This window comes from Pseudoxanthomonas sp. Root630 (assembly GCF_001427585.1).
Taxonomy (GTDB): Bacteria; Pseudomonadota; Gammaproteobacteria; order Xanthomonadales; family Xanthomonadaceae; genus Pseudoxanthomonas_A.
On sequence record NZ_LMGY01000016.1, the window covers coordinates 405,115 to 425,377 of the forward strand.

The following is a 20,263-nucleotide window of genomic DNA, read 5'->3' on the forward strand; positions in this document are numbered from 1 at the left end:
GGAACATCCGCGACCGGATGGCTGAACGCGTCGGCCGTGTCGCCCCGCCCCGGCTTCACGACCGTGCATGGACCGCTTACGCTGGTGGCGGTGAACGACCTTGCCGAACCCGCCGACGAAACCCTGATGCTGGCCTACGCCGCCGGCGACGCGTCGGCCTTCGAACAGCTCTATGCCCGCCATCGCGGGCCGCTGTACCGGTTCCTGTTGCGCCATCTGCGCGATGCGGCGATGGCGGACGAGTTCTTCCAGGACACGTGGCAGCGCGTGATCGCCGCGCGCCAGGGCTGGAAACCGGAAGCGGCGTTCGGGACGTGGCTGTACCGGATCGCGCACAATCGGCTGAACGACCACTGGCGCGCACTGAAGCACCGGCCGGCGACCCCCGAGGATGCGGAAGCCCGCACCGAGCGCGTGCCGGACCCGGATACGCCCGAGCGGCAGCTGTCCGAGTTCGAACAACGCCGCCGGTTGCAGGTCGCGATGGACGAATTGCCGCCCGAGCAGCGCGAAGTGCTGCTGTTGCGGCTGGAGCAGGAACTGACCCTGGAGGAGATCGGCGAGATCACCGGCGTGGGCCGGGAAACCGTGAAATCGCGGTTGCGGTATGCGATGGACCGGTTGCGGTCGAGGTTGAACGAATGAAGACGCCCCACGAACCCCTGACGCCCGAAGAGCGCGCGCTGGCGCAGTCCCTGTCCAGGCTCGGTCCGCATGGCGGCCCGTCGCCCGGCCTGGATGCACGCATCCTCGGCGCGGCCCGTGCAGCCGTGCAGGAATCTCCGGCACCGCGCGGCGGGACGGTGCCGCCGGTACGCCGCCGCTGGCCGCTCGGCCTCGGCGTGGCGGCCTCCGTGCTGCTGGCCGCCGGCATCGCATGGCAGCTGCGGCCCACCCACGAGATGCTGGCCGCCAGCGAGGTGCCGGTGCTGGCCAAGCACGATGCCGCCGTGATGTCCGCACCCGCGGAACAGGCCGCCGATGCAGCGGCAGTACCTGAGATGGACGCAGCCGCTGCGGCCCCCGCCGCCGAGCCCTACGAGCCTCCTCCGCCGATCCGGCAGCTCGCCCCGCCCAAAGTCGAGGCCACGCCGGCGCCCTCCAGCCCGGCCCGCAGGAATGCGGAAGCCGCTGCGCGCCAGGAGGCACCCCCCAAGCGCGGCCCGCTGTCGATGATTCCGGCCGTGCCGGGCCTGCCCGCTCCGGCCGAACCGGCATTTGCCCGCAAGACGACGACACCCCAGGCGTTCCCTGAGGCCGTCGAAGATCGCGCCGCCGCGGCCGCCGATTTCGAGGAACGCGCCCAGCAACAGCAGGCCCGCCAACGCGCATCGGCGGAGCAGCAACGCGAACAGCAGTTGCGCAGCGAAAGCGAGCGACGCGCAAGCGAAGCCAAGGCGGCCGCCGATACCTCCGATTCGCTCGACGCCGTCATGGTCACCGGATCACGGATCTCGCGGCAGGATGGCTTCGTGGCAGCGCCCGCTGCGGCCCCGCCTCCGCCCCCGCCCGCCCCGGCCGCCAGCGCGGGCGCCGCGTCGCCCAGCGTGGCGCGCAATGCACTGCGTCGTACCGACCTGCAGGTGCCGGTGGACGAAGATGCGCGCCTGACGCCGGCCGAGTGGCTGGACCGTATCCGCCTGCGCCGCGACCTGGGCGATAACGCCAATGCGTTGCGCAGCCTGCAGCTGTTCGTGCAGGAGCATCCCTTCCAGCGCGTGCCGGACGACCTGCGACCGCTGCTGGGAACGCCGTGACCGATACGCTTGCGGCGCGCGCCTCCCATCTGCTGGAGGTGAAGCACAGCCGTTTCCTCGCGCTCGCCGCGCCGGTGGCGGCACCGGACGACGCGCTCGCCTTCCTGCACGAGGTCGCGGTCGCCGAGGCCACGCATAACTGCTGGGCCTACCGGATCGGCGGCGAGTACCGCTCCAGCGACGACGGGGAACCCGCCGGCACCGCCGGCCGACCGATCCTGGCCGCCATCGACGGCCAGGGATACGACCGGGTGATGGTGGTGGTGACCCGCTGGTACGGCGGCATCAAGCTCGGCGCGGGCGGCCTGGTTCGCGCCTATGGCGGCGCGGCGGCGGAATGCCTGCGGCAGGCGCCGCGCCTGCCGGTGGTGGCGATGACCTCCCTGGTCCTGGCCTGCCCGTTCGACGATCTGGGCGCCGTGCACGGCGCGCTGGCCTCCCACCAGGCCGTGAAGCAGGAAGCATCGTTCGACGAATCCGGCGCCCGGCTCGTGATCGAGTTGCCTGCCGATCGGGTGGATGCCTTGAAAATCCAGTTGCGCGACGCCACCCGTAATCGTGTGCGCGTGATGCCGGCCACGGCCTGATACCCCGCGCGAGGCGCATGCGGGAGGCGCTGCGGGTCCCAGCAGGACCGCAACGCCTCCCACAGCCGCCTTGATCCGACCTTCCCGATGACCGACAGCGCCGCCGACACCCCCGACCCGTCCAAACCCAAGGCCAAGCTCGGCACGCTGCGCGCGCTGTGGCCCTTCGTGCGCCAGCATGCGGGCCTGTTCGCCGCCTGGCTGTGCGCGCTGGCGCTGGCCTCCGCGGCGACGCTGAGCTTCCCGGTCGCCTTCAAGCAGATGATCGACGGCGGCTTCCATAGCGGCGGCAACATCGACCGGGTATTCCTGGGCGTCTTCATCGTCGTGCTGGTGCTGGCGGTGGCCAGCGCAGCGCGCTTCTATTTCGTCTCGCTGCTCGGCGAACGCGTGGTGGCCGACCTGCGCCGGCAACTGTATGGGCATCTGGTCGGACTGGATGCCGAGTTCCACGACCGCACCCGCAGCGGCGAACTGGTGTCGCGCCTCTCCGCCGACAGCGAACTGCTGCGCAGCGTCGTGGGCAGCAGCATGTCGGTGGCCCTGCGCAGCAGCATCACCGTGATCGGCAGCATCGTCATGCTGTTCGTCACCAGCCCGAAACTGGCGGCCTACGCGCTGGTCGGCATTCCGCTCGCGGTCCTGCCGATCGTGCTGGGCGCCCGCCGGCTGGAGAAAGCGTCGCGCGCCAGCCAGGACCGCGTGGCCGATGCCAATACGCTCGCCAGCGAAACCCTGGGCGCCGTGCGCACCGTGCAGGCGCACGCGCGCGAGCCGTATGAACTCAAGCGCTTCGGCGATGCGGTATCGGTCGCCGTGGAAACCGCGCGCAACCGCATCCGTGCGCAGTCCCTGGTCACCGCCACGGTCATCACCCTGGTATTCGGCGCCGTGGTGCTCGTGCTCTGGTCCGGTGCCCACGACGTGATCGGCGGGCGCATGACGACGGGCGAACTCGGCCAGTTCGTGTTCTACGCGCTGATCGGTGGCGGCTCGGTGGGTGCCTTGGCCGAAGTCTGGAACGAACTGCAGCGCGCCGCCGGCGGCATGGGCCGGATCGCCGAACTGCTCAACGAAACCCCGACGATCCGCGCACCCGCCGCGCCCCGCGCCCTGCCGGCGCCGGTGAAGGGCGAGATCCGCTTCGACAACGTCTCGTTCCACTACCCCTCGCGCCCCGACCTGCCCGCGCTCGACGATTTCGACCTGACCGTCAATCCGGGCGAAACCGTCGCCCTGGTGGGTCCCTCCGGCGCCGGCAAGAGCACCGTGTTCTCGATGCTGCTGCGCTTCCACGACGCGCAGACCGGCAGCGTGCGCATGGACGGCGTGGACCTGCGCGACCTCGACCCCGCCGACCTGCGCGAACACATCGCGCTGGTGCCGCAGCAGCCGACGATCTTCGCGGCCAGCGCCGCCGAGAACATCCGCTACGGCAAGCTCGACGCCACCGATGCACAGTTGCAGGCCGCCGCCGAGGCCGCCGAGGCCGACGATTTCATCCGCGAGCTGCCCGGCGGCTTCGACAGCCCACTGGGCGAGCGCGGCGCACGCCTGTCCGGCGGCCAGCAGCAACGCATCGCGATCGCCCGCGCCCTGCTGAAGGACGCACCGGTGCTGCTGCTGGACGAAGCCACCAGCGCGCTGGATGCGCAGAGCGAGCGCGCCGTGCAACACGCGCTGGAGCGGCTGATGGACGGACGCACCACGCTGGTGATCGCGCACCGCCTGGCCACCGTACTGAAGGCCGACCGCATCGTGGTGATGGACCGCGGCCGCATCGTCGCCCAGGGCACGCACGCGGAACTGCTGGCGCAGGACGGCCTGTACGCGAAGCTGGCGCGCCTGCAATTCCTCGACTGAGGGCCGCGCACGACAGCGCGCGGCACGTGGTCTAGGATGCGGGGCATCGCCCCCGGGAGCCGCGCCCGATGTCCGATTCCTTGCCACCGCTGCTGCGCGGCCTGGGCACGCTGCTGATCCTGCTGACCAGCGCGCTGGTCGTGACCGTGGAGCGTCGCGACAACACCGAGCGTGTCGAGCAGGCGCACATCGCCCGGATCGCATTGAAGGCGGAGGAATCGCTGCCGCAAGGCCGTGCCGACACGAGCACGCTCGCCAAGGAAGTGAAGCTGCTGCGCCTGCAGCTGCAGGACAACGACCTGGCGGACGACGTCTTCGAGAACCCCTGGTTCCAGTGGCTGGGCCTGCTGGGCACCGGCCTGATCGCCGCGTCGTTCTTCGCCGAGTGGCGCCTCAAGCGCGCCATCGCCCGCGCGGCGCGGGCGACCTCGCCGGAAGACGCGTTCTAGCGGTTACGCGACGGCGTCGGCCGGCACCAGCGCCGGCATGCGGCGCGGGCGGCTGGGGAAGGCATGGCGCACGATCCGCCAGCACACCTGGCCGAACTGGGTCAGCAGCGTGCCGGTGTTGTAGTGCTGGCCGTAGCGCGCACAGATGGCGCGCACTTCCTTCGCCATCTCCGCGTAGCGGTTGGCGGGGATGTCCGGATAGAAGTGGTGTTCGATCTGGTGGCTCAGGTTGCCCGACATGACGTTCATCAGGAAGCCGCCACGCAGGTTCGACGAGCCACGCAGCTGGCGCAGGTACCAATGGCCGCGCGATTCGTTCTTGATGGATTCCTTCGGGAACGTCTCCGCATTGGCGGTGAAGTGGCCGCAGAAGATGATCACGTAGGTCCACACGTTGCGCAGGCCGTTGGCGACCATGTTGCCCAGCAGCACCGGCAGGAAGAACGGGCCGGCCAATGCCGGGTAGATCACGTAATCCTTGGCCAACTGGCGCCCCATCTTGCGCACCACCGGCGCGGATTTGCGACGCAGCTGCTTGTTGGTCATCTTGCCGCTCCACCAGCGGCCCAGCTTCAGATCCTGGATGGCGATGCCCCACTGGAACAGCAGCGCGAATACCACGGCCACGAACGGCTGCACCAGGTAGAACGGACGCCACTTCTGTTCGGGAAAGATCCGCAGCAGGCCGTAGCCGATGTCGTCGTCCAGGCCACGCACGTTGGTGTAGGTGTGATGGCGGAAGTTGTGGGTGTGCCGCCAGTTGTCGCTGGTGGCCACGATGTCCCAGTCGTAGGTCTTGCCGTTGAGCTGCGGGTCGCCCATCCAGTCGTACTGGCCGTGGATGACGTTGTGGCCCAACTCCATGTTGTCCAGGATCTTGCCCAGGCCCAGCGAGAACGCGCCCAGCGCCCAGAGCACCCAGAACAGCCAACCCACCGCACTGTCGGCCAGCCACAGGCCACCGGCGATGGCGGCGGCGAACAGCAGCACGCGGCCGGTGAGGTTGCTGAAACGCACCGCCTTCACCACGTTGCGGATATAGCGCGCGTCGCGCGCGCCCAGGGTGGCGACCGTGCGTGCGCGCAGGGCGTCGAGTTCCTCGCCGAAGCGGTCAAGTTCTTCGACGGAAAGCTTGCGGTTGCGGGAAGAGGAAGTAGCCATCAGAGATCGAGCTCGAGATCGGTGGCGGCGCTGTGGATGCACAGCTTCAACGCCTGGGAGGGTTCATGCATCAGGTCGCCACTGGGCAGGTGACGCGTGCTGCCGGCGGACTTGCCGCAGGCGCAGGTGTTGCAGATGCCCATGCGGCAGCCGGACGGCGGTTTCAGGCCGTGCTGCTCCAGCGCGACCAGCAGGGACTCGCCGCGCGCCACCCGCAGCGTGCGCCCGCTGCGTTGCAGGTGGATGTCGACCTCGCCCTCGTCGACCACGGCGACCGGGGGCGACGTGAAGGCCTCGGCCTGGAACGAGGCCGCCTGCGCGGCCAGCAGGCCGCGCGCCGCTTCGACGAAACCGCCCGGACCGCAGGCCAGCACCTGCGAAGTCGCCACATCGCCGGCATGCGCGGCCAGCAAGGCGGCGTCGATGCGGCCCTCGGCCTCGTCGGCGGCGACAGCGGCTTCGCGTGTCAGAAGCAGGTGGAAACGGAAGCGCGGCTGGGCCGCCGCGAGCGCGCGCAGCTCCGGCAGGAAGCAGGCTTCCTCGCGGGCGCGGACCCAATACAGCAGCGTGGCGTCGGCGGGCATCTCCTTCGCCGATAACTCGCGCACCAGCGCGATCATCGGCGTGATGCCACTGCCGGCCGCCAGCAACAGGTAGGCGCCTTGCGGCATCGCCGACAACGTCATCTCGCCGAAGGCCTGGCCCAGCTCGACGATGTCGCCGATGCGGGCGGCCTGGCAGAGATGGCGGCTGACCTTGCCACCCTCGATGGCCTTCACCGTCACCGGCAGTAGACCGTCCGCGCGCGGCGGCGCAGTCAGGCTGTAGCTGCGGGTGACGCGCACGCCGTCGATGTCCACGCCCAGGTTGACGTGCTGCCCGGCGCGGTGGCCGGCCCAATGACGGTTCGGCTTGAACAGCAGGGTGACGGCATCGGCCGAGGCGGCTTCGCGCGCGACCAGGCGCGCCAGCGGGCGCTCCCAGGTCCAGGTGCGGTGGAAACGGGCGGCCCAGAAGTCGAAGACATCCGGCTTCACGAGGGGCCGGATCAGGCGTTTCAGGGGACCGGGCCGGCGGGGGGACGGGCGGAACTGGGCGTTCATGGCCACCACTATACCGATGTGAAGACGTTTGTGTATACAGTTGTATATTAATTTACCCGGCTATGATGCCCCTACCATCCCGTATGCCCGGCCCGCCCGCGTGACATTGCATCCGCACCCGCTGCCCCACGATGACCACGGCCCCGGCCGGAAGGCCACGATTTCGCGCGAGGATCTGCTGGCCGCGGCGCTGAAGCTGGTGGGGCCGCACCGCAGCGTCTCCACGCTGAGCCTGCGTGAAGTGGCCCGCGAGGCCGGCATCGCGCCGAACAGCTTCTACCGCCAGTTCCGCGACATGGATGAACTGGCGGTGGCGCTGATCGACCTGGCCGGCCGCTCGCTGCGCAAGATCATCGGCGAGGCACGCCACCGCGCGGCGAGCACCGACCGCAGCGTCGTGCGCGGCTCGGTGGAAGCCTTCATCGAGCAGCTGCGCGCCGACGACAAGCTGCTGCACGTGCTGCTGCGCGAGGGCAACGTGGGCTCGGACGCCTTCAAGCATGCGGTCGAGCGCGAGTTGCAGTTCTTCGAAGAGGAGTTGCACGTGGACCTGGTCCGCCTGGCCACGCGCGACAAAGCGCCGTTGCACGAACCCGCGCTGGTATCGCGCGCCATCACCCGCCTGGTGTTCGCGATGGGCGCCACGGCGATGGACCTGCCGCCCGAGCGCGACGGCGAACTGATCGACGAGCTGTCGGAGATGGTGCGCCTGATCCTCACCGGCTCGCGCGCCCTCGCCTCCCGATCCGCACCGCGCTGACGCGGCGTCAGGGATCGATGCGGATCGGCGTTCCGACGGGAACGCGCTGCCAGATCGCATCCATCTCCGCATCGGTGACCGCGATGCACCCTTCCGTCCAGTCCGTGCGCGATCCAGGCGGCGTCGCACCGTGGATCATGATCTCGCCACCGGGATCCACGCCGCGCGCGATGGCCTGCCGGCGATCGGCTTCGCCCGGATAGGAAATGCGCAACGACAGGTGGAAGCGGCTGCGGTCGTTGCGGTACGTGATGCGGTAGTCGCCTTCCGGCGTGCGCTGGTCGCCCTGTTGCCGCTTGTGCCCCACCGGATCGCCGCCCAGCACGACGCGGTAGGTGGCGATGACACGGCCGTCGCGCAGCAGGTCCAGCCGACGCTGCGCCTTGTAGACCCGGATGGCATCGGCCTGCTGGGCGACGGGCAACAACGCGGGCGCGGGACGGCCCGCCTCGTGCGCGTGGACGGGCGCCAGCCCGCACGCGACCAGCAGGGCGGTAAGCCTGCGCGTGAAGCGGGCCCTCATGCCGGCAGCGTCCGCGCGATCATGCCGGCAAGATCGGCATCGGTCGCCAGCGTACCGAATACGCGCCCTTGCTCGCCCCCGAGACGATTGCGGACGAACACGTTCGCCACCGGGCTGCCTGCACGCATCAGCACCGCGGCCTGCAGCGCCAGCGCGAGCCTCTCGACCAACCGGCGTGCGCCGCTCTCGTCGGCCTGTGCCATGTCTTCCTGCAGGCGCGCGACGAAAGCATCGAAGGTCGCGTCGCGCCCCATGCTCGCGTGGAGTTCGGCCAGCACTGCCTGCGCGCTGGACGGCTCGCGCGACAGCGCGCGCAGTACGTCCAGGCACTGCACGTTCCCGCTGCCTTCCCAGATGGAGTTCAGCGGTGCCTGCCGGTACAGCCGTGGCAGGATCGATTCCTCGACATAGCCCGCACCGCCCAGGCACTCCTGCGCTTCGTTGACGAAGACCGGCGCGCGCTTGCAGACCCAGAACTTGCCCACGGCGGTGGCGACGCGCGCGAAGGCCGCTTCCGCGCCATCCCGGGGCGCGGCATCCACCGCGCGCGCCACCCGCAGCGCAAAGGCGGTGGCGGCCTCCGACTCCAGTGCGAGGTCAGCCAGCACGTTCTGCATGAGGGCGTGGTCGACCAGTCGCTGGCCGAACGCGCGACGATGGCGTGCGTGGTGCACGGCCTGCGCGAGCGCCATCCGCATCTCGGCGGCGGAACCGAGCATGCAGTCCAGGCGCGTGAACATGACCATCTCGATGATGGTCGCCACACCCCGCCCCTCCTCGCCCACGCGCCATGCCTGCGCACCGGTGAATTCGACCTCGCTCGACGCATTGGCCCAGTCACCGAGCTTGTCCTTCAGCCGCATCAGCCGGAAGGCGTTCTTCGCCCCGTCCTCGCGCCGGCGCGGCATCAGCAGGCAGGTGAGCCCGCCAGGCGCCTGCGCGAGTACCAGGAAGCCGTCGCACATCGGTGCGGAGAAGAACCACTTGTGGCCGACCAGCGCATACGTGCCATCGGCCTGCGGCGTGGCGACAGTGGCATTCGCGCGCACATCGGAGCCGCCCTGCTTCTCCGTCATCCCCATGCCGAGCGTGATCCCGGCCTTGCCGGCGATGGGCACATCGCGCGGATCGTAGTGCGGGGCCGCGGCCTTCGTCGCCCATTCGCGCAGCGCCGGGACGCGTTGCAGCACGGGCACCGCGGCATGCGTCATCGTCAACGGACAACTGGTACCCGCTTCCGCCTGATGGTGCAGATAACTCAGCGCCGCCCGCGCCACGTGCGCACCCGGCACCGGCTCGTGCCACGAAAGACCGGCCACGCCATGGGTCTTCGCCACCTCCATCAGCCGGTGGTAGGCGGGATGGAACTCGACGGTGTCGATGCGATGCCCGTAGCGATCATGCGTGCGCAGGCGCGGCCGATCGCGATTGGCGTCGAAACCGATCCGGTACAACTCATCGCCGGCCAGCGCGCCGTAGGCCGCAAGCCGGCTAGCGAACGCATCGCCGCCCTCGCGCTGCACGGCCTCGCGCAGCACGGCATCGTCGGCCCACAGATCGCGCGGCTCGAATGCCGGCGGCTGGTTGTCGACGCTATGGGTTTCGAAGGGCGGCAGGTCTGGCATCGTCGACTCCCGGTATCGCCGCGATTCTCGCGCAGTTCGATGCCCCGCGGTCGTGTCACATGGATGGCGCGGGAAACGGCTGCGTCGATGCGATCCCGTCGATCGTGCGCAGGAAGCCAGGCTCCAACCTCAGCGTGCCCAACAGACCATGCTGGGTACCGCTGAGCACACGCAGCATGTGGCCGCGACCACCCGGCAACCGGCCCAGCGGCAGGAAGGCGACATCGCGCGCCCAGGCGACGGCGTCGCGATCGGACTGGAAGATCGGGGTCAGCCAACGACTCCAGAACTGGTAGATGCCCACGTGCGCCTGGCGCGTGCGCTGGTAGTCGGAAAGCGCCGTTTCCACGTCGCGCTGCGCGCGCAAACGGTCGCGCAGCGCCATCGCGTCCATCAACGCCATGTTGACGCCCTGCCCCAATTGCGGACTCATCCCGTGCGCCGCGTCGCCCAGCACGACCAGGCGCCCGCGATGCCAGCGCCGCAACGCCACATCGCGGTAACTGGCGCGTGCGAGCTGGTCGGGCTCGTGGGTATCGGCCAGGCAGGCCTCCGCTTCGGGCCACAGGCGGGCCACTTCCTCGCGCCATGCCGGCAGCCCACGCGCGCGCCACGCGTCGAAATCGGCGACCGGCAGGCTCCAGAAGAAACTCAGGCGCGGCACCGGATCGCCCGGCCGGGTGCCTACCGGCAGCAACCCGATCATCTTGCGCGCGGCCAGGTAGCGCTGGCGCAGTTCGTCGGGCCAGGCCCAGGCCTGCTGCGGCACCAGCCGCCACAACGCACCCCACGGATACAGCGCCTCCCGCTTCACCGCGCCGGTCGCCGCGCGCAGCGCCGAGGCGGAGCCGTCTGCCGCCACCACCAGATCGAACGGACCATGCCAGCGTCCGTGCTGGTCGCGGATGCGGCGCGTGTCGTCGCTGACGGCGTCGATGGCGTGGTCGCGATGCAGCGTGCCCTGCCCCTGCCAGGCCGCGTCCAGCAACGAGAACAACGCGCCCCGCTGCATGCCCAGCCCGAAGAGACGGGCGTCGAGCCCGTCGTAACGCATGTCCATCACGGCGCGTCCGCACGGCGTCTCGCCATACAGGCGGTTCACCCGGCGCCCGTGCGCCATCGCATCCGCGAGCAGACCCAGTTCCCACAACACCTGCAATCCGGTGGGTTGGAGCAGGAATCCGGCACCGACCGGTCCCGGCTCCGCCGCGCGCTCGAACACTTCGACGCGATGCCCGTCGCGCGACAGCAGCAGCGCAGCCGCCTGGCCGGCGGTGCCATAACCGATGATCGCGACATGCAGAGGGGTCATGGATGCGGGTGGTCGGTCCACCGGGCGCGAGCCGGTCCGGAGGAAACGCGGCGATAAAAAACCCCGCCGGAGCGGGGTTCAAGAAAATCGTCTTGGATCAGGCTGCTGGCGTGATGTTGGACGCCTGTGCACCCTTCGGGCCCTGGGTCAGCTCGTAGCTGACACGCTGACCTTCCTGCAGGCTGCGGAAGCCCTTGGAGTTGATGGCAGTGTGGTGCGCAAAGACATCGGCGCTGCCATCTTCTGGCGCGATGAATCCGAAGCCCTTGGCATCGTTGAACCATTTCACGGTACCGTACGGCATAGCGCTTGCGTTTCCTTTTCTGGATGCGGGTGGTGGTGTGTGACTGGACGTCACACGCGCCGAGTATGCAAATCCCGGCGCGCGTTGACAATCACCTGCGTGCCAGCGCCTCGACCAGGGCCGGGATGCCTGCGGACGCCGCGGCGACATTCGCCAGCACCTCGTCCATGGTGATTTCCTCGTCGGTCCCGCACCCCGCGGCCCAGTTGGCGACGATGGCCAGGCATGCGTATTCCAGGCCCATTTCACGGGCCAGACCGGCTTCCGGCATGCCGGTCATGCCGACCAGATCGCAGCCATCGCGCCGCAGGCGGCGGATCTCCGCGCGGGTCTCCAGACGGGGGCCCTGGGTGGCGCCGTAGCAGCCGCCCTCCACCAGCGCCACGCCGGTCGCACGCGCCGCCGCGAGGATCTGTTGGCGAAGTAAATGCGTGTAGGGATCACCGAAGTCGACGTGCAGGACGTCGCTGCCCGGCTCTTCGCAGATCGTCGAGATGCGGCCCCAGGTGTAGTCGATCACCTGGTCGGGGCACGCCAGCACGCGGGGTCCGTACGCATCGGTGATGCCGCCCACGGTGTTCAACGCCAGCACGCGTGTCGCGCCGAGGTCCTTCAGCGCCTGCAGGTTGGCGCGGTAGTTGATCCTGTGCGGCGGCACCGAATGGCCCTCGCCATGGCGCGCGAGGAACGCCACCCGCTGGCCGCCGAGCAGGCCGACGCGGACCGGGCCGGACGGCGCGCCGAAGCGCGTGTCGAGCTCCCGCGCCTGCACGTCCTGCAGGTCCGCCAACTTGTAGACGCCGGTGCCACCGATGACGGCAAGCGCGATGTCGCCCATGGTTCAGTCCTTCAACGCGTAGATGCCCGGCAGGTTGCGGCCCTGCTCGTGGTAGTCCATGCCGAAGCCGAACACGTAGCGGTCCGCCACCTCCAGGCCCACGTAGTCGGCGCAGATGCCCGCCACGCAGCGGTCGTGCTGCTTGGTGGTCAGCGCGGCGATACGGACGTCGGTGGCGCCCTGCTCCAGGCACCACTGCTTCACGGCGAGCAGCGTGTGGCCCTCGTCGAGGATGTCGTCCACCAGCAGCACGCGGCGGCCGTACAGGGCCGTGGCCGGGCGGTGCTTCCACACCAGTTCGCCCCCGGTGGTCTCACCGCGGTAGCGGGTGGCATGCAGGTAGTCGAACTCCAGGTCCAGCCCCAGCGCGCCCAGCTCCAGCGACAGCTGGCCGGCGAACGGCAGCGCGCCATGCATGATGGTCAGGTACACCGGCACCTCGCCGGCATAGTCGCGCGCGATCGGTGCGGCCATCTGTGCGATGGCACGGTCGATCGTCGCGCGATCGACCAACAGGTCGGCGTTGGCCAGCGCATCGGCCAGCCTCGGCCGCGGATTGCCCAGCGATTCCATCAAGCCACTCCTTTCAGACTGTCGATGACGCGCGATTGCGTCTGGCCGTAGCGGTCGTCCGCGATCAGCCCATCCCATCCCAGCGCGCCGCGACCCAGCACGCCGAGCACGGCCGCGGTGTTCAGCACGCGGCCTTCCACCGCCTTCAGCGATTCGTCGACCAACTTCGGCGAGCAGACCAGCACCACGTCGCAGCCGGCGTCCAGATGGTCGTGGATGCGTTGCTTCACGCCACCGGCCGAGAACGCCGCGGCCATGCCGATGTCGTCGGAGAAAACGACCCCGCGGAAGCCCATCTCCTCGCGCAGCACCTTCTGGATCCAGAACGGCGAATAGCCGGCCGGTTCCGGAGCGACGGCCGGATACTTCACGTGCCCCATCATCACCGCGTCGGCCTTGGCCTCGATGCCGGCCACGAAGGGCACCAGGTCCTCGGCACGCAGCACGTCCAGCGAACGCGGGTCCACGGCATCGTCGAAATGGGTGTCTTCCAGCACCGTGCCGTGGCCCGGAAAATGCTTCAGCGTGGCGGCCATGCCGGCGCTGTGCATGCCGCGCACGTAGGCACGGGTGAACTCGGCGACCACGTGCGGATCGGCGTCGAACGCCCGGTTGCCGATGGCGCGATTGCCACGGGCCAGGTCCACGACCGGCGCGAAACTCAGGTCGACGCCACTGGCGATGATCTCGCTGGCCATCAGCCAGGCGTGTTCCTCGGCGCGCTGCAGGGCCAGCGACGGGTCCTGTGCATAGAGCTTGCCGAAGCCCTCCAGCGCGGGCAGGTCGCTGTAACCCTCGCGGAAGCGCTGCACGCGTCCGCCTTCCTGGTCCACGCAGACCAGTTGCGGACGCGGCGCGGCGGCGCGGATGGCCTGCGAGAGCTCCGCCACCTGCGCGCGCGAGGCGAAGTTGCGGGTGAACAGGATGACGCCGGCGACGGCGTCGTGCTGCAGCCAGTCGCGCTCCTGCGCGGTGAGTTCGGTGCCGGCGATGCCGATGACGAGCATTTCGGGGGATCCTCAGGAAAGGTCGTTGGCGCTGCGTTCGTCGTCGGACCAGGCCGAGAACGGGCGCGACGCCAAGGCCAGATTGTAATAGCGCGCCGCGTCGGTGACCTGCTTGCCGATCCAGGCGGGTTTCACGAACGCTTCATCGGCATGGTCCAGCTCGATTTCCGCCACGACCAGGCCGGCGTTGTCGCCCAGGAACTCGTCCACCTCCCACAGGTGGCCTTCGTGCTCCACGTAATGCCGGCGTTTGTCGATCACACCGCCCACGCACAGCGCCAGCAACGCGCGCGCGTCCGCGACGGGGATCGGATAGTCGAACTCCTGGCGCGTATGGCCTAGCTCACGCGACTTCAGGTTGAGGAAGGCGGCATCGCCCTGGATGCGCACGCGCACCGACGCCTTCTGTTCGCCGCGATCCATCGCGCCCATGTCGTTGATGTAGCCCTGGGCCATCGGCACGGCCTCGCGTGCGGCCGCGCGCCAGCCATCGCCCTCCACCAGGAACTTGCGCTCGATCTCGATGCCCATCAGCGCTTCTCGAACAAGGCAATGGACTCGACGTGTGCCGTGTGCGGGAACATATCCATGGCCCCCGCCGAAACGAGCGAATAACCCTGCTCATTGACCAGATAGCCGGCATCGCGCGCCAGCGAGCCCGGGTGGCAGCTGACGTAGACGATGCGGCCGAACTGTTTGAGCGGCAGTTGCTGCAGGACGTCGATCGCGCCGGAGCGCGGCGGGTCCAGCAGCAGCTTGTCGAAGCCCTGGCGCATCCACGGCGCATCGCGCTGGTCCCGGGTCAGGTCGGCCGCGTGGAACTGCGCGTTGGGCAACCCGTTGCGCTCCGCGTTTTCGCGGGCGCGCGCCACGAGCCCGGCATCGCCTTCCACGCCCACCACCTCGCGCACCAGGCGCGCCATCGGCAGGGTGAAGTTGCCCAGGCCGCAGAACAGGTCGAGCACGCGATCGTCCGCCTGCAGGTCGAGCAGGCCGAAGGTGTGCGCGATCATCTTCTCGTTGAGCGCGGCGTTGACCTGGATGAAGTCCAGCGGACGGAACGCGAGCGAGATATCCCATGGCGCCAGCCCGAACGCCAGCTGCGGCGCCTCGGGCCATAGCGGATGGACGCTCTCCAATCCGCCGGGCTGCAGGTAGATGGCGAAACGATGCGCCTGCCCGAACGCGACGAGCGCGCTCCGGTCTGCATCGCTGAGCGCCATCAGGTTGCGGAAGACCAGCGCCACGCCGTCGAAGTCGGCCGTGGCGTCGCCGGCGATGAACTCGATCTGCGGGATGTGCTCGCGCGCCTCGAGGCCTTCCACCAGTTGGGCGAACGCCGCGATCTTGCCGCCGATCTCCGGGATGACGGTATGGCACTCGGCCAGGTCGGCGACGAAGCGCGGATCCTGCTCGCGGAAGCCGACCAGCGTCTTGTCCTTCTTGTTGACGCGACGCACCGAGAAGCGGCCCTTGCGGCGGTAACCCCAGGCGGCGCCCGTCAGCGACGGCAGCACCGTGCCCGGCGTGACGTGGCCGATGCGCTCCAGGTTCTCCATCAGCACGCGCTGCTTGGCCTCGATCTGGCGATGTTCGTCCAGGTGCTGCAGCACGCAGCCACCGCAGGTGCCGAAATGCGGGCAGCGCGGCGTCACACGATCCGGCGATGCTTCCAGGACCTCCAGTGCTCTCGCCTCATCGAAATGGCGGTTCTTGGCGGTCTGTTCGGCCATCACCCGCTCGCCTGGCAATGCACCGGCGACGAAGACGGCCTTGCCGTCGCGGCGCGCGACGCCGCGCCCGTCGTGGGTCAGGTCGGTGATCTGGGCTTCAAACGGGGTCTTGTCGATGCGGGGGGGACGGGAACGTGCCACGTGGCGTCAGGCTGCGTGTTTCTGCGGGGCCGCATTGTCGCATGGCCGACGGCCCACCCCGCCGGCGCTAAGATGGCGAAAAACCCGCAGGAAGCCCCCCATGTCCGCGAATCGCGGCGCCCCGCCCCGCCTGTTGCTGGTGGAGGACGACCCCATCAGCGCCACCTTCATGCGCGCCGCGCTCGCGTCGCTGCCGGCCGAGGTCGAACTGGCGATCGACGGCACGCAGGCCCTGGCCGCGAGCGGAACCTTCGACCTGTGGCTGATCGACGCCAACCTGCCGGACGGCAGCGGCGGCGTCCTGCTTCAGCACCTGGGTGCACGCCATGCGCATCCGGTCGCGCTGGCGCACACGGCGGATGCCACGCCGGGCATGCGCTCCACGCTGCTGCAGGCCGGCTTCGCGGATGTGCTGGTCAAGCCCATGGGGGTGCAGGCCCTGCAGGACGCCGTGCGGCGCGCGCTTGGTGACGCCTTGCGCGACGACGCAGGCGACTGGGACGACGCCGCTGCGCTCGCGGCGCTGGGCGGCCATCGCGAACACGCGGCGCTCCTGCGGCAACTCTTCCTCACCGAATTGCCCGCGACGCGCGCGGCCTGCCTCGCCAGCTTCGAGCGGAACGACGACGACGCACTGCGCGCGCAACTCCATCGTTTGCAGGCGAGCTGCGGCTTCGCCGGTGCACGGGCGCTAGGCGGCATCGCTTCCCGGTGGCACGCATCGCCCAGCGACACCGCGGAGCGCGACGCCTTCACGGCCGCGACCGATCGCTTGCTGGTGACCCGACAGGATTAATCCACCGGGGATTTCGTGGCGCGGCGAAGCCGTCCAAGATCGCCGATCATTTCCCATGATTTCAGGCCGCGCGGCCCCAGGTGGTGCGCGAGCACCGTGCGCAGCGGCAGGCGCAGGCTGACCAGATCGTCGGGCGAGGGCCGGGTGTCGCCAGCGAGCGCCAGCAACGCCCGCCCGGTCGCCGCGCGGCTGCGCTCCTCATGACCGCGATCGCTGAGCAGACGACGCGGCCCCTGCTCGGGATCGAGCCGGTAACGCGCGGCGGGATCGATCGCTTCGCCGTCGGCATCCTCGTCGAGCGCAAAACCCACGCCCAGCGCTTCCAGCAGGTCTCGCTCGAAGCGGCGCAGCGTCCAGGCCAGGCCCTCGCGCTGGCGCAGGCCCTCGCGGGCGTCAGCGTAGGCCTCGAACAAGGCAGGCAACGGGTCATGGCGGGGCGCCAGCCGCAGCACCAGTTCGTTGAGATAGAACGCCGCCAGCATCGCGTCGCCGGCCGGCTGAGGGGCGGCATCCAGCGCTTCGGCGGCGACCAATCGCCCCAGTTCTCCACGCAGGTCGACATCCAGGCGGATGCACTGCAGGGGCTGCAGCGCCGCGCGCAACACGTGTTTCTTTGGCCCTTGCACGCCCCGTGCGACCAGGCCGATGCGTCCATGCTCGTTGCCCAGCACCTCGACCAGCAGGCTGGTCTCGCGCCAGGGCCGCGCGTGCAGGACGAAGGCGGTTTCGCCCGTGATGCGCATGGCGGTCAGGGAAACGGGGAGCCGGGAACGGGGAATGCCTTCTTCCGTGTCGCCGGTGCTCCGGGACCTTCGTTGAGCGGGAGTACCGGAGCCGACGGGAAAGCCACACTCCCCGTTCCCGGCTCCCCGTTCCCCGCTTCACTCATACCCGAACGCCTTGAGCGCGGTCTCGTCGTCGGACCAGCCCTCGCGCACCCGCACCCAGGTTTCCAGGAAGACCTTGCGCCCGAACAGGTGCTCCATCTGCTGGCGCGACTTGCTGCCGATCTCTTTCAACCGGGCGCCGCCCTTGCCGATGACGATGGCCTTCTGGCTCTCGCGTTCCACCCAGATCACCGCACCGATCCTTGCCAGCTCGCCCTTGGGCGATTCCTCGGTGGTGAAATGCTCGATCTCCACCGTGGTCGCGTAGGGCAATTCCGCACCGAGTTGGCGCATCAGCTGCTCGCGCACCAGTTCTGCGGCGAGGAAGCGTTCGCTGCGATCGGTGATCTCGTCCTCGCCGAACATCGGCGGCTGTTCCGGCAGCAATGCCAGGACGTCTTTGACCAGTGCTTCCAGGCCGTTGCGCTTCAGCGCGGACACCGGATGCACGGCCGCGAATTCACGGTCCTGCCCGACCTCGGCCAGGAACGGCAGCATCGCCGCCTTTTCCTTGATGCGGTCCACTTTGTTGACCACCAGTACCACCGGGATGCCGGCATCGCGCAGGACGTTGTAGGCCAGCGTGTCCTCGTCTTCCCAACGACCCGCCTCCACGACCATCAGCGCCGCATCGACGTCTTCGAGCGCGCCACGCGCGGCGCGGTTCATCACCCGGCTCATCGCGGAGGCCGAGAACTTGCCTTGCTGCTTGTGCAGCCCGGGCGTGTCCACCAGCACGATCTGCCCGGCCGGCCGGTCCTTCGCCGCGGCGAACGTCGCGATGCCGAGCAAGCGGTGCCGCGTGGTTTGCGGACGATTGGAGGTGATGCTGACCTTGGCGCCCACCAGGGCGTTGGTCAGGGTGGATTTGCCGACGTTGGGTCGACCGATGACCGCAACGCTGCCGCTGCGGTGGGTGGGGGAGCTGCTCACCGGGGTGTACTCACTTCGAAATGTCGAGCTTGTCGAGCAAGGCGGCCGCGGCCACCTGCTCGGCGTTGCGGCGGGAGGTGCCCTCGCCTTCCGCCATCAGCGGCGGATCCAGCGTGGTGCACCGGGCCAGGAAGAGCTTGGCGTGGTCGTCGCCGCTTTCCGAAACCAGATCGTAGACCGGCAGCGGGCGCTGCCGCCCCTGCAACCACTCCTGCAGGCGCGTCTTGGCGTCCTTTTCCGGCCGGCCGACCGGCAGGGCCGCCAGCGAGGCCTCGAACCAGGGCAGCACCACGCGGCGACACCCCTCGTAGCCGGCGTCCAGATAGATGGCGGCGACCACGGCTTCCAGCGCATCCGCGAGGATCGAATCGCGGCGGTGCCCACCGGACTTCATTTCGCCCGGGCCCATCGTCAGCCGCTCGCCCAGCTGCAGCTCACGGGAGATGACGGCCAGCGCCGCCTCGCGCACCAGCTCGGCGCGCGCGCGCGTCAGCGCGCCTTCGTCGGCCTTGGGCCAGCGCTGGAAGAGGGCTTCCGCGACCAGCAGGTTGACCACGCCGTCGCCGAGGAACTCCAGCCGTTCGTTGTGGGGAGCGCCGGCGCTGCGATGCGTCAGGGCCTGTGCGAGCAGGCCCTGGTCAGCGAAAGCATGGCCGATGCGGTCAACCGCCAAACCCTTATTCCGGCGACTGGCGCGTCAGAGGCTGGGAGGCATCGAACTTGCCCACCACGTCGAGGTTGCCCAGCAACGGACGACGCACTTCGTAGTTGACGCTCATCTTCCAGCCCCCGTCCATCCGCTCGATCTTGACGTTGGCCGGCTTCACGTTCTCGGAGTAGTTGATGTACAGCCTGCGGAAGAACAGGTCCTGGATCTTGGCCGGATCCATGTCGGACACTCCCGCTTCATTGGACAGTCCCTTGAGTGCGGACTTGACCGAGTAGAACTCCTGGTACATGGGGAACAGCCGCATGGCGATGAAGGCTGCGAAGCCGACCACCACCAGCACCATCAGGAACCCCAACAACGTCATGCCACCCTGGTTGCGCTTCATTGCCATTCCCCCATGCCCCGTTGATGTCGGATTGCTATTCGATACCGTTGCCGATGCGCGAAGCATCGAAGCCATTCTTGCAGACCCAGCCCTCGCAGTTCAGCCAGATCAGGAAGGCCTTGCCCCGGAGATTCTCCTCCGGCAGGAAATGGTAGTCCCAGAACCGGCCATCCAGACTGTTGTCGCGGTTGTCGCCCATCACGAAATAGCGGCCCGGCGGCACGATCCAGTCGCCCTCGCCGCCGCCCGGTGGCGGTACGCCGACGTTCTCCAGGACCGTATGGGGGCGGCCCGGCAGATCCTCGCGCAGCAGGGTTGCCCCCGGCGCCTCGGTGTTGCCGCCGGTGCCTTCGTAGGCCCCGAGGGTCTGGTACTTCAACGGCTGGCCGTTCAGGTAGACGGTATCGCCATGGAAACCGACCTTGTCGCCGGGTAGGCCGATCACGCGCTTGATCCAGTTGTTCTGCGGGTCGTGCGGCGGCTTGAACACCACCACGTCGCCACGAGCCGGCTCACCCAGGGCCAGGAACTTCTGGTTGGTGATCGGCAGGCGCAGGCCATAGGAGAACTTGTTGACCAGGATGAAATCGCCGATCAGCAGGTTCGGCATCATCGAGCTGGACGGGATCTTGTAAGGCTCGGCGATGAAACTGCGCAGCACGAGCACCACCGCGAGCACCGGGAAGAAGGCGCGCGAGTAATCGACCAGCACCGGCTCCTCGTCGAGCAGGCCACCCTTGGCCTTGCGACGCTTGGCAAGGAACAGCTTGTCCGCCAGCCAGACCACGCCGGTCAGCAGCGTCAGTACCACGAGGATCGTTTCAAACCAGACCATCTTTATTCCCTTGGAACGGAA

The 20,263-nt window shown here is 69.0% G+C and carries 23 protein-coding genes; 7 read left to right on the top strand and 16 right to left on the bottom strand.

Features of this window, described 5'->3' with window-relative positions:
- Positions 1-90: 90 nt before the first annotated feature.
- From ASD72_RS14175 to ASD72_RS14195, 5 genes are all read left to right on the top strand, one after another.
- The gene (locus tag ASD72_RS14175) at positions 91-645 is read left to right on the top strand and encodes an RNA polymerase sigma factor (RefSeq protein WP_056880716.1); all 555 of its coding nucleotides are present in this window, start codon (positions 91-93) and stop codon (positions 643-645) included.
- Positions 642-1,757 carry a hypothetical protein gene (locus ASD72_RS14180; protein ID WP_056880587.1) on the top strand — a complete coding sequence of 372 codons (1,116 nt, stop codon included), beginning with the start codon at positions 642-644 and terminating at the stop codon, positions 1,755-1,757. The genes ASD72_RS14175 and ASD72_RS14180 overlap by 4 nt, the downstream gene beginning before the upstream one ends.
- Positions 1,754-2,344 carry a YigZ family protein gene (locus ASD72_RS14185; protein WP_056880588.1) on the top strand — a complete coding sequence of 197 codons (591 nt, stop codon included), beginning with the start codon at positions 1,754-1,756 and terminating at the stop codon, positions 2,342-2,344. The genes ASD72_RS14180 and ASD72_RS14185 overlap by 4 nt, the downstream gene beginning before the upstream one ends.
- Positions 2,345-2,431: 87 nt before the next feature.
- A complete protein-coding gene (locus ASD72_RS14190; RefSeq protein WP_056880589.1) occupies positions 2,432-4,207 on the top strand; it encodes an ABC transporter transmembrane domain-containing protein in 1,776 nt (591 codons plus the stop codon).
- Between the two features lie 68 nt (positions 4,208-4,275).
- A complete protein-coding gene (locus tag ASD72_RS14195; protein ID WP_056880590.1) occupies positions 4,276-4,656 on the top strand; it encodes a hypothetical protein in 381 nt (126 codons plus the stop codon).
- Between the two features lie 3 nt (positions 4,657-4,659).
- Here ASD72_RS14195 and ASD72_RS14200 read toward each other — a convergent pair whose 3' ends face one another.
- Together ASD72_RS14200 and ASD72_RS14205 are read right to left on the bottom strand one after the other, a co-directional pair.
- The gene (locus ASD72_RS14200; protein WP_056880591.1) at positions 4,660-5,817 is read right to left on the bottom strand and encodes an acyl-CoA desaturase; all 1,158 of its coding nucleotides are present in this window, start codon (positions 5,815-5,817) and stop codon (positions 4,660-4,662) included.
- Positions 5,817-6,920, bottom strand: coding sequence for a ferredoxin reductase (locus ASD72_RS14205; protein ID WP_056880592.1), 1,104 nt, complete (start codon positions 6,918-6,920; stop codon positions 5,817-5,819). The genes ASD72_RS14200 and ASD72_RS14205 overlap by 1 nt, the downstream gene beginning before the upstream one ends.
- Before the next feature lie 106 nt (positions 6,921-7,026).
- On the opposite strand from ASD72_RS14205, the gene fabR reads away from it, so the two are divergent.
- Positions 7,027-7,680 carry an HTH-type transcriptional repressor FabR gene (gene fabR, locus ASD72_RS14210; RefSeq protein ID WP_056880593.1) on the top strand — a complete coding sequence of 218 codons (654 nt, stop codon included), beginning with the start codon at positions 7,027-7,029 and terminating at the stop codon, positions 7,678-7,680.
- Between the two features lie 7 nt (positions 7,681-7,687).
- Here the strand turns inward: fabR and ASD72_RS14215 are convergent, their stop codons facing one another.
- The 9 genes from ASD72_RS14215 to rlmD all read right to left on the bottom strand — a co-directional run bounded on the left by ASD72_RS14215 (position 7,688) and on the right by rlmD (position 15,736).
- On the bottom strand, positions 7,688-8,203 hold the full coding sequence (locus ASD72_RS14215) for a L,D-transpeptidase family protein (RefSeq protein ID WP_056880594.1): 516 nt from the start codon (positions 8,201-8,203) through the stop codon (positions 7,688-7,690).
- Complete coding sequence (locus ASD72_RS14220) at positions 8,200-9,828, bottom strand: acyl-CoA dehydrogenase family protein (protein ID WP_155944653.1); 1,629 nt, start codon at positions 9,826-9,828, stop codon at positions 8,200-8,202. The genes ASD72_RS14215 and ASD72_RS14220 overlap by 4 nt, the downstream gene beginning before the upstream one ends.
- Before the next feature lie 55 nt (positions 9,829-9,883).
- On the bottom strand, positions 9,884-11,140 hold the full coding sequence (locus ASD72_RS14225; RefSeq protein WP_081420351.1) for an NAD(P)/FAD-dependent oxidoreductase: 1,257 nt from the start codon (positions 11,138-11,140) through the stop codon (positions 9,884-9,886).
- Positions 11,141-11,237: 97 nt separating this feature from the next.
- Positions 11,238-11,444, bottom strand: coding sequence for a cold-shock protein (locus ASD72_RS14230; RefSeq protein ID WP_055942196.1), 207 nt, complete (start codon positions 11,442-11,444; stop codon positions 11,238-11,240).
- Between the two features lie 91 nt (positions 11,445-11,535).
- A complete protein-coding gene (locus ASD72_RS14235) occupies positions 11,536-12,282 on the bottom strand; it encodes an S-methyl-5'-thioinosine phosphorylase (RefSeq protein WP_056880595.1) in 747 nt (248 codons plus the stop codon).
- Between the two features lie 3 nt (positions 12,283-12,285).
- Positions 12,286-12,855, bottom strand: coding sequence for a hypoxanthine-guanine phosphoribosyltransferase (locus ASD72_RS14240; RefSeq protein WP_056880596.1), 570 nt, complete (start codon positions 12,853-12,855; stop codon positions 12,286-12,288).
- The gene (gene nagZ, locus ASD72_RS14245; protein WP_056880597.1) at positions 12,855-13,862 is read right to left on the bottom strand and encodes a beta-N-acetylhexosaminidase; all 1,008 of its coding nucleotides are present in this window, start codon (positions 13,860-13,862) and stop codon (positions 12,855-12,857) included. Before nagZ ends, ASD72_RS14240 begins: the two co-directional genes overlap by 1 nt.
- 12 nt (positions 13,863-13,874) lie before the next feature.
- A complete protein-coding gene (locus tag ASD72_RS14250) occupies positions 13,875-14,393 on the bottom strand; it encodes a CYTH domain-containing protein (RefSeq protein ID WP_056880598.1) in 519 nt (172 codons plus the stop codon).
- Positions 14,393-15,736 carry a 23S rRNA (uracil(1939)-C(5))-methyltransferase RlmD gene (rlmD, locus tag ASD72_RS14255; RefSeq protein ID WP_056880599.1) on the bottom strand — a complete coding sequence of 448 codons (1,344 nt, stop codon included), beginning with the start codon at positions 15,734-15,736 and terminating at the stop codon, positions 14,393-14,395. The genes ASD72_RS14250 and rlmD overlap by 1 nt, the downstream gene beginning before the upstream one ends.
- A gap of 100 nt (positions 15,737-15,836) precedes the next feature.
- On the opposite strand from rlmD, the gene ASD72_RS14260 reads away from it, so the two are divergent.
- Complete coding sequence (locus tag ASD72_RS14260) at positions 15,837-16,532, top strand: response regulator (RefSeq protein ID WP_056880600.1); 696 nt, start codon at positions 15,837-15,839, stop codon at positions 16,530-16,532.
- Here ASD72_RS14260 and recO read toward each other — a convergent pair.
- The 5 genes from recO to lepB all read right to left on the bottom strand — a co-directional run bounded on the left by recO (position 16,529) and on the right by lepB (position 20,242).
- Complete coding sequence (gene recO / locus ASD72_RS14265; RefSeq protein WP_056880601.1) at positions 16,529-17,275, bottom strand: DNA repair protein RecO; 747 nt, start codon at positions 17,273-17,275, stop codon at positions 16,529-16,531. The genes ASD72_RS14260 and recO overlap by 4 nt on opposite strands.
- Positions 17,276-17,413: 138 nt before the next feature.
- Positions 17,414-18,352: a GTPase Era gene (era, locus tag ASD72_RS14270; RefSeq protein ID WP_056880602.1), complete on the bottom strand. Its 939-nt coding sequence runs from the start codon at positions 18,350-18,352 to the stop codon at positions 17,414-17,416.
- Between the two features lie 10 nt (positions 18,353-18,362).
- Positions 18,363-19,025 (bottom strand): ribonuclease III, encoded by a 663-nt coding sequence (gene rnc, locus ASD72_RS14275; RefSeq protein WP_056880603.1) that lies wholly within the window; start codon positions 19,023-19,025, stop codon positions 18,363-18,365.
- Positions 19,026-19,029: 4 nt separating this feature from the next.
- On the bottom strand, positions 19,030-19,407 hold the full coding sequence (locus ASD72_RS14280) for a DUF4845 domain-containing protein (RefSeq protein WP_056880604.1): 378 nt from the start codon (positions 19,405-19,407) through the stop codon (positions 19,030-19,032).
- Between the two features lie 34 nt (positions 19,408-19,441).
- On the bottom strand, positions 19,442-20,242 hold the full coding sequence (gene lepB, locus ASD72_RS14285; RefSeq protein ID WP_056880605.1) for a signal peptidase I: 801 nt from the start codon (positions 20,240-20,242) through the stop codon (positions 19,442-19,444).
- Between the last annotated feature and the right edge of the window lie 21 nt (positions 20,243-20,263).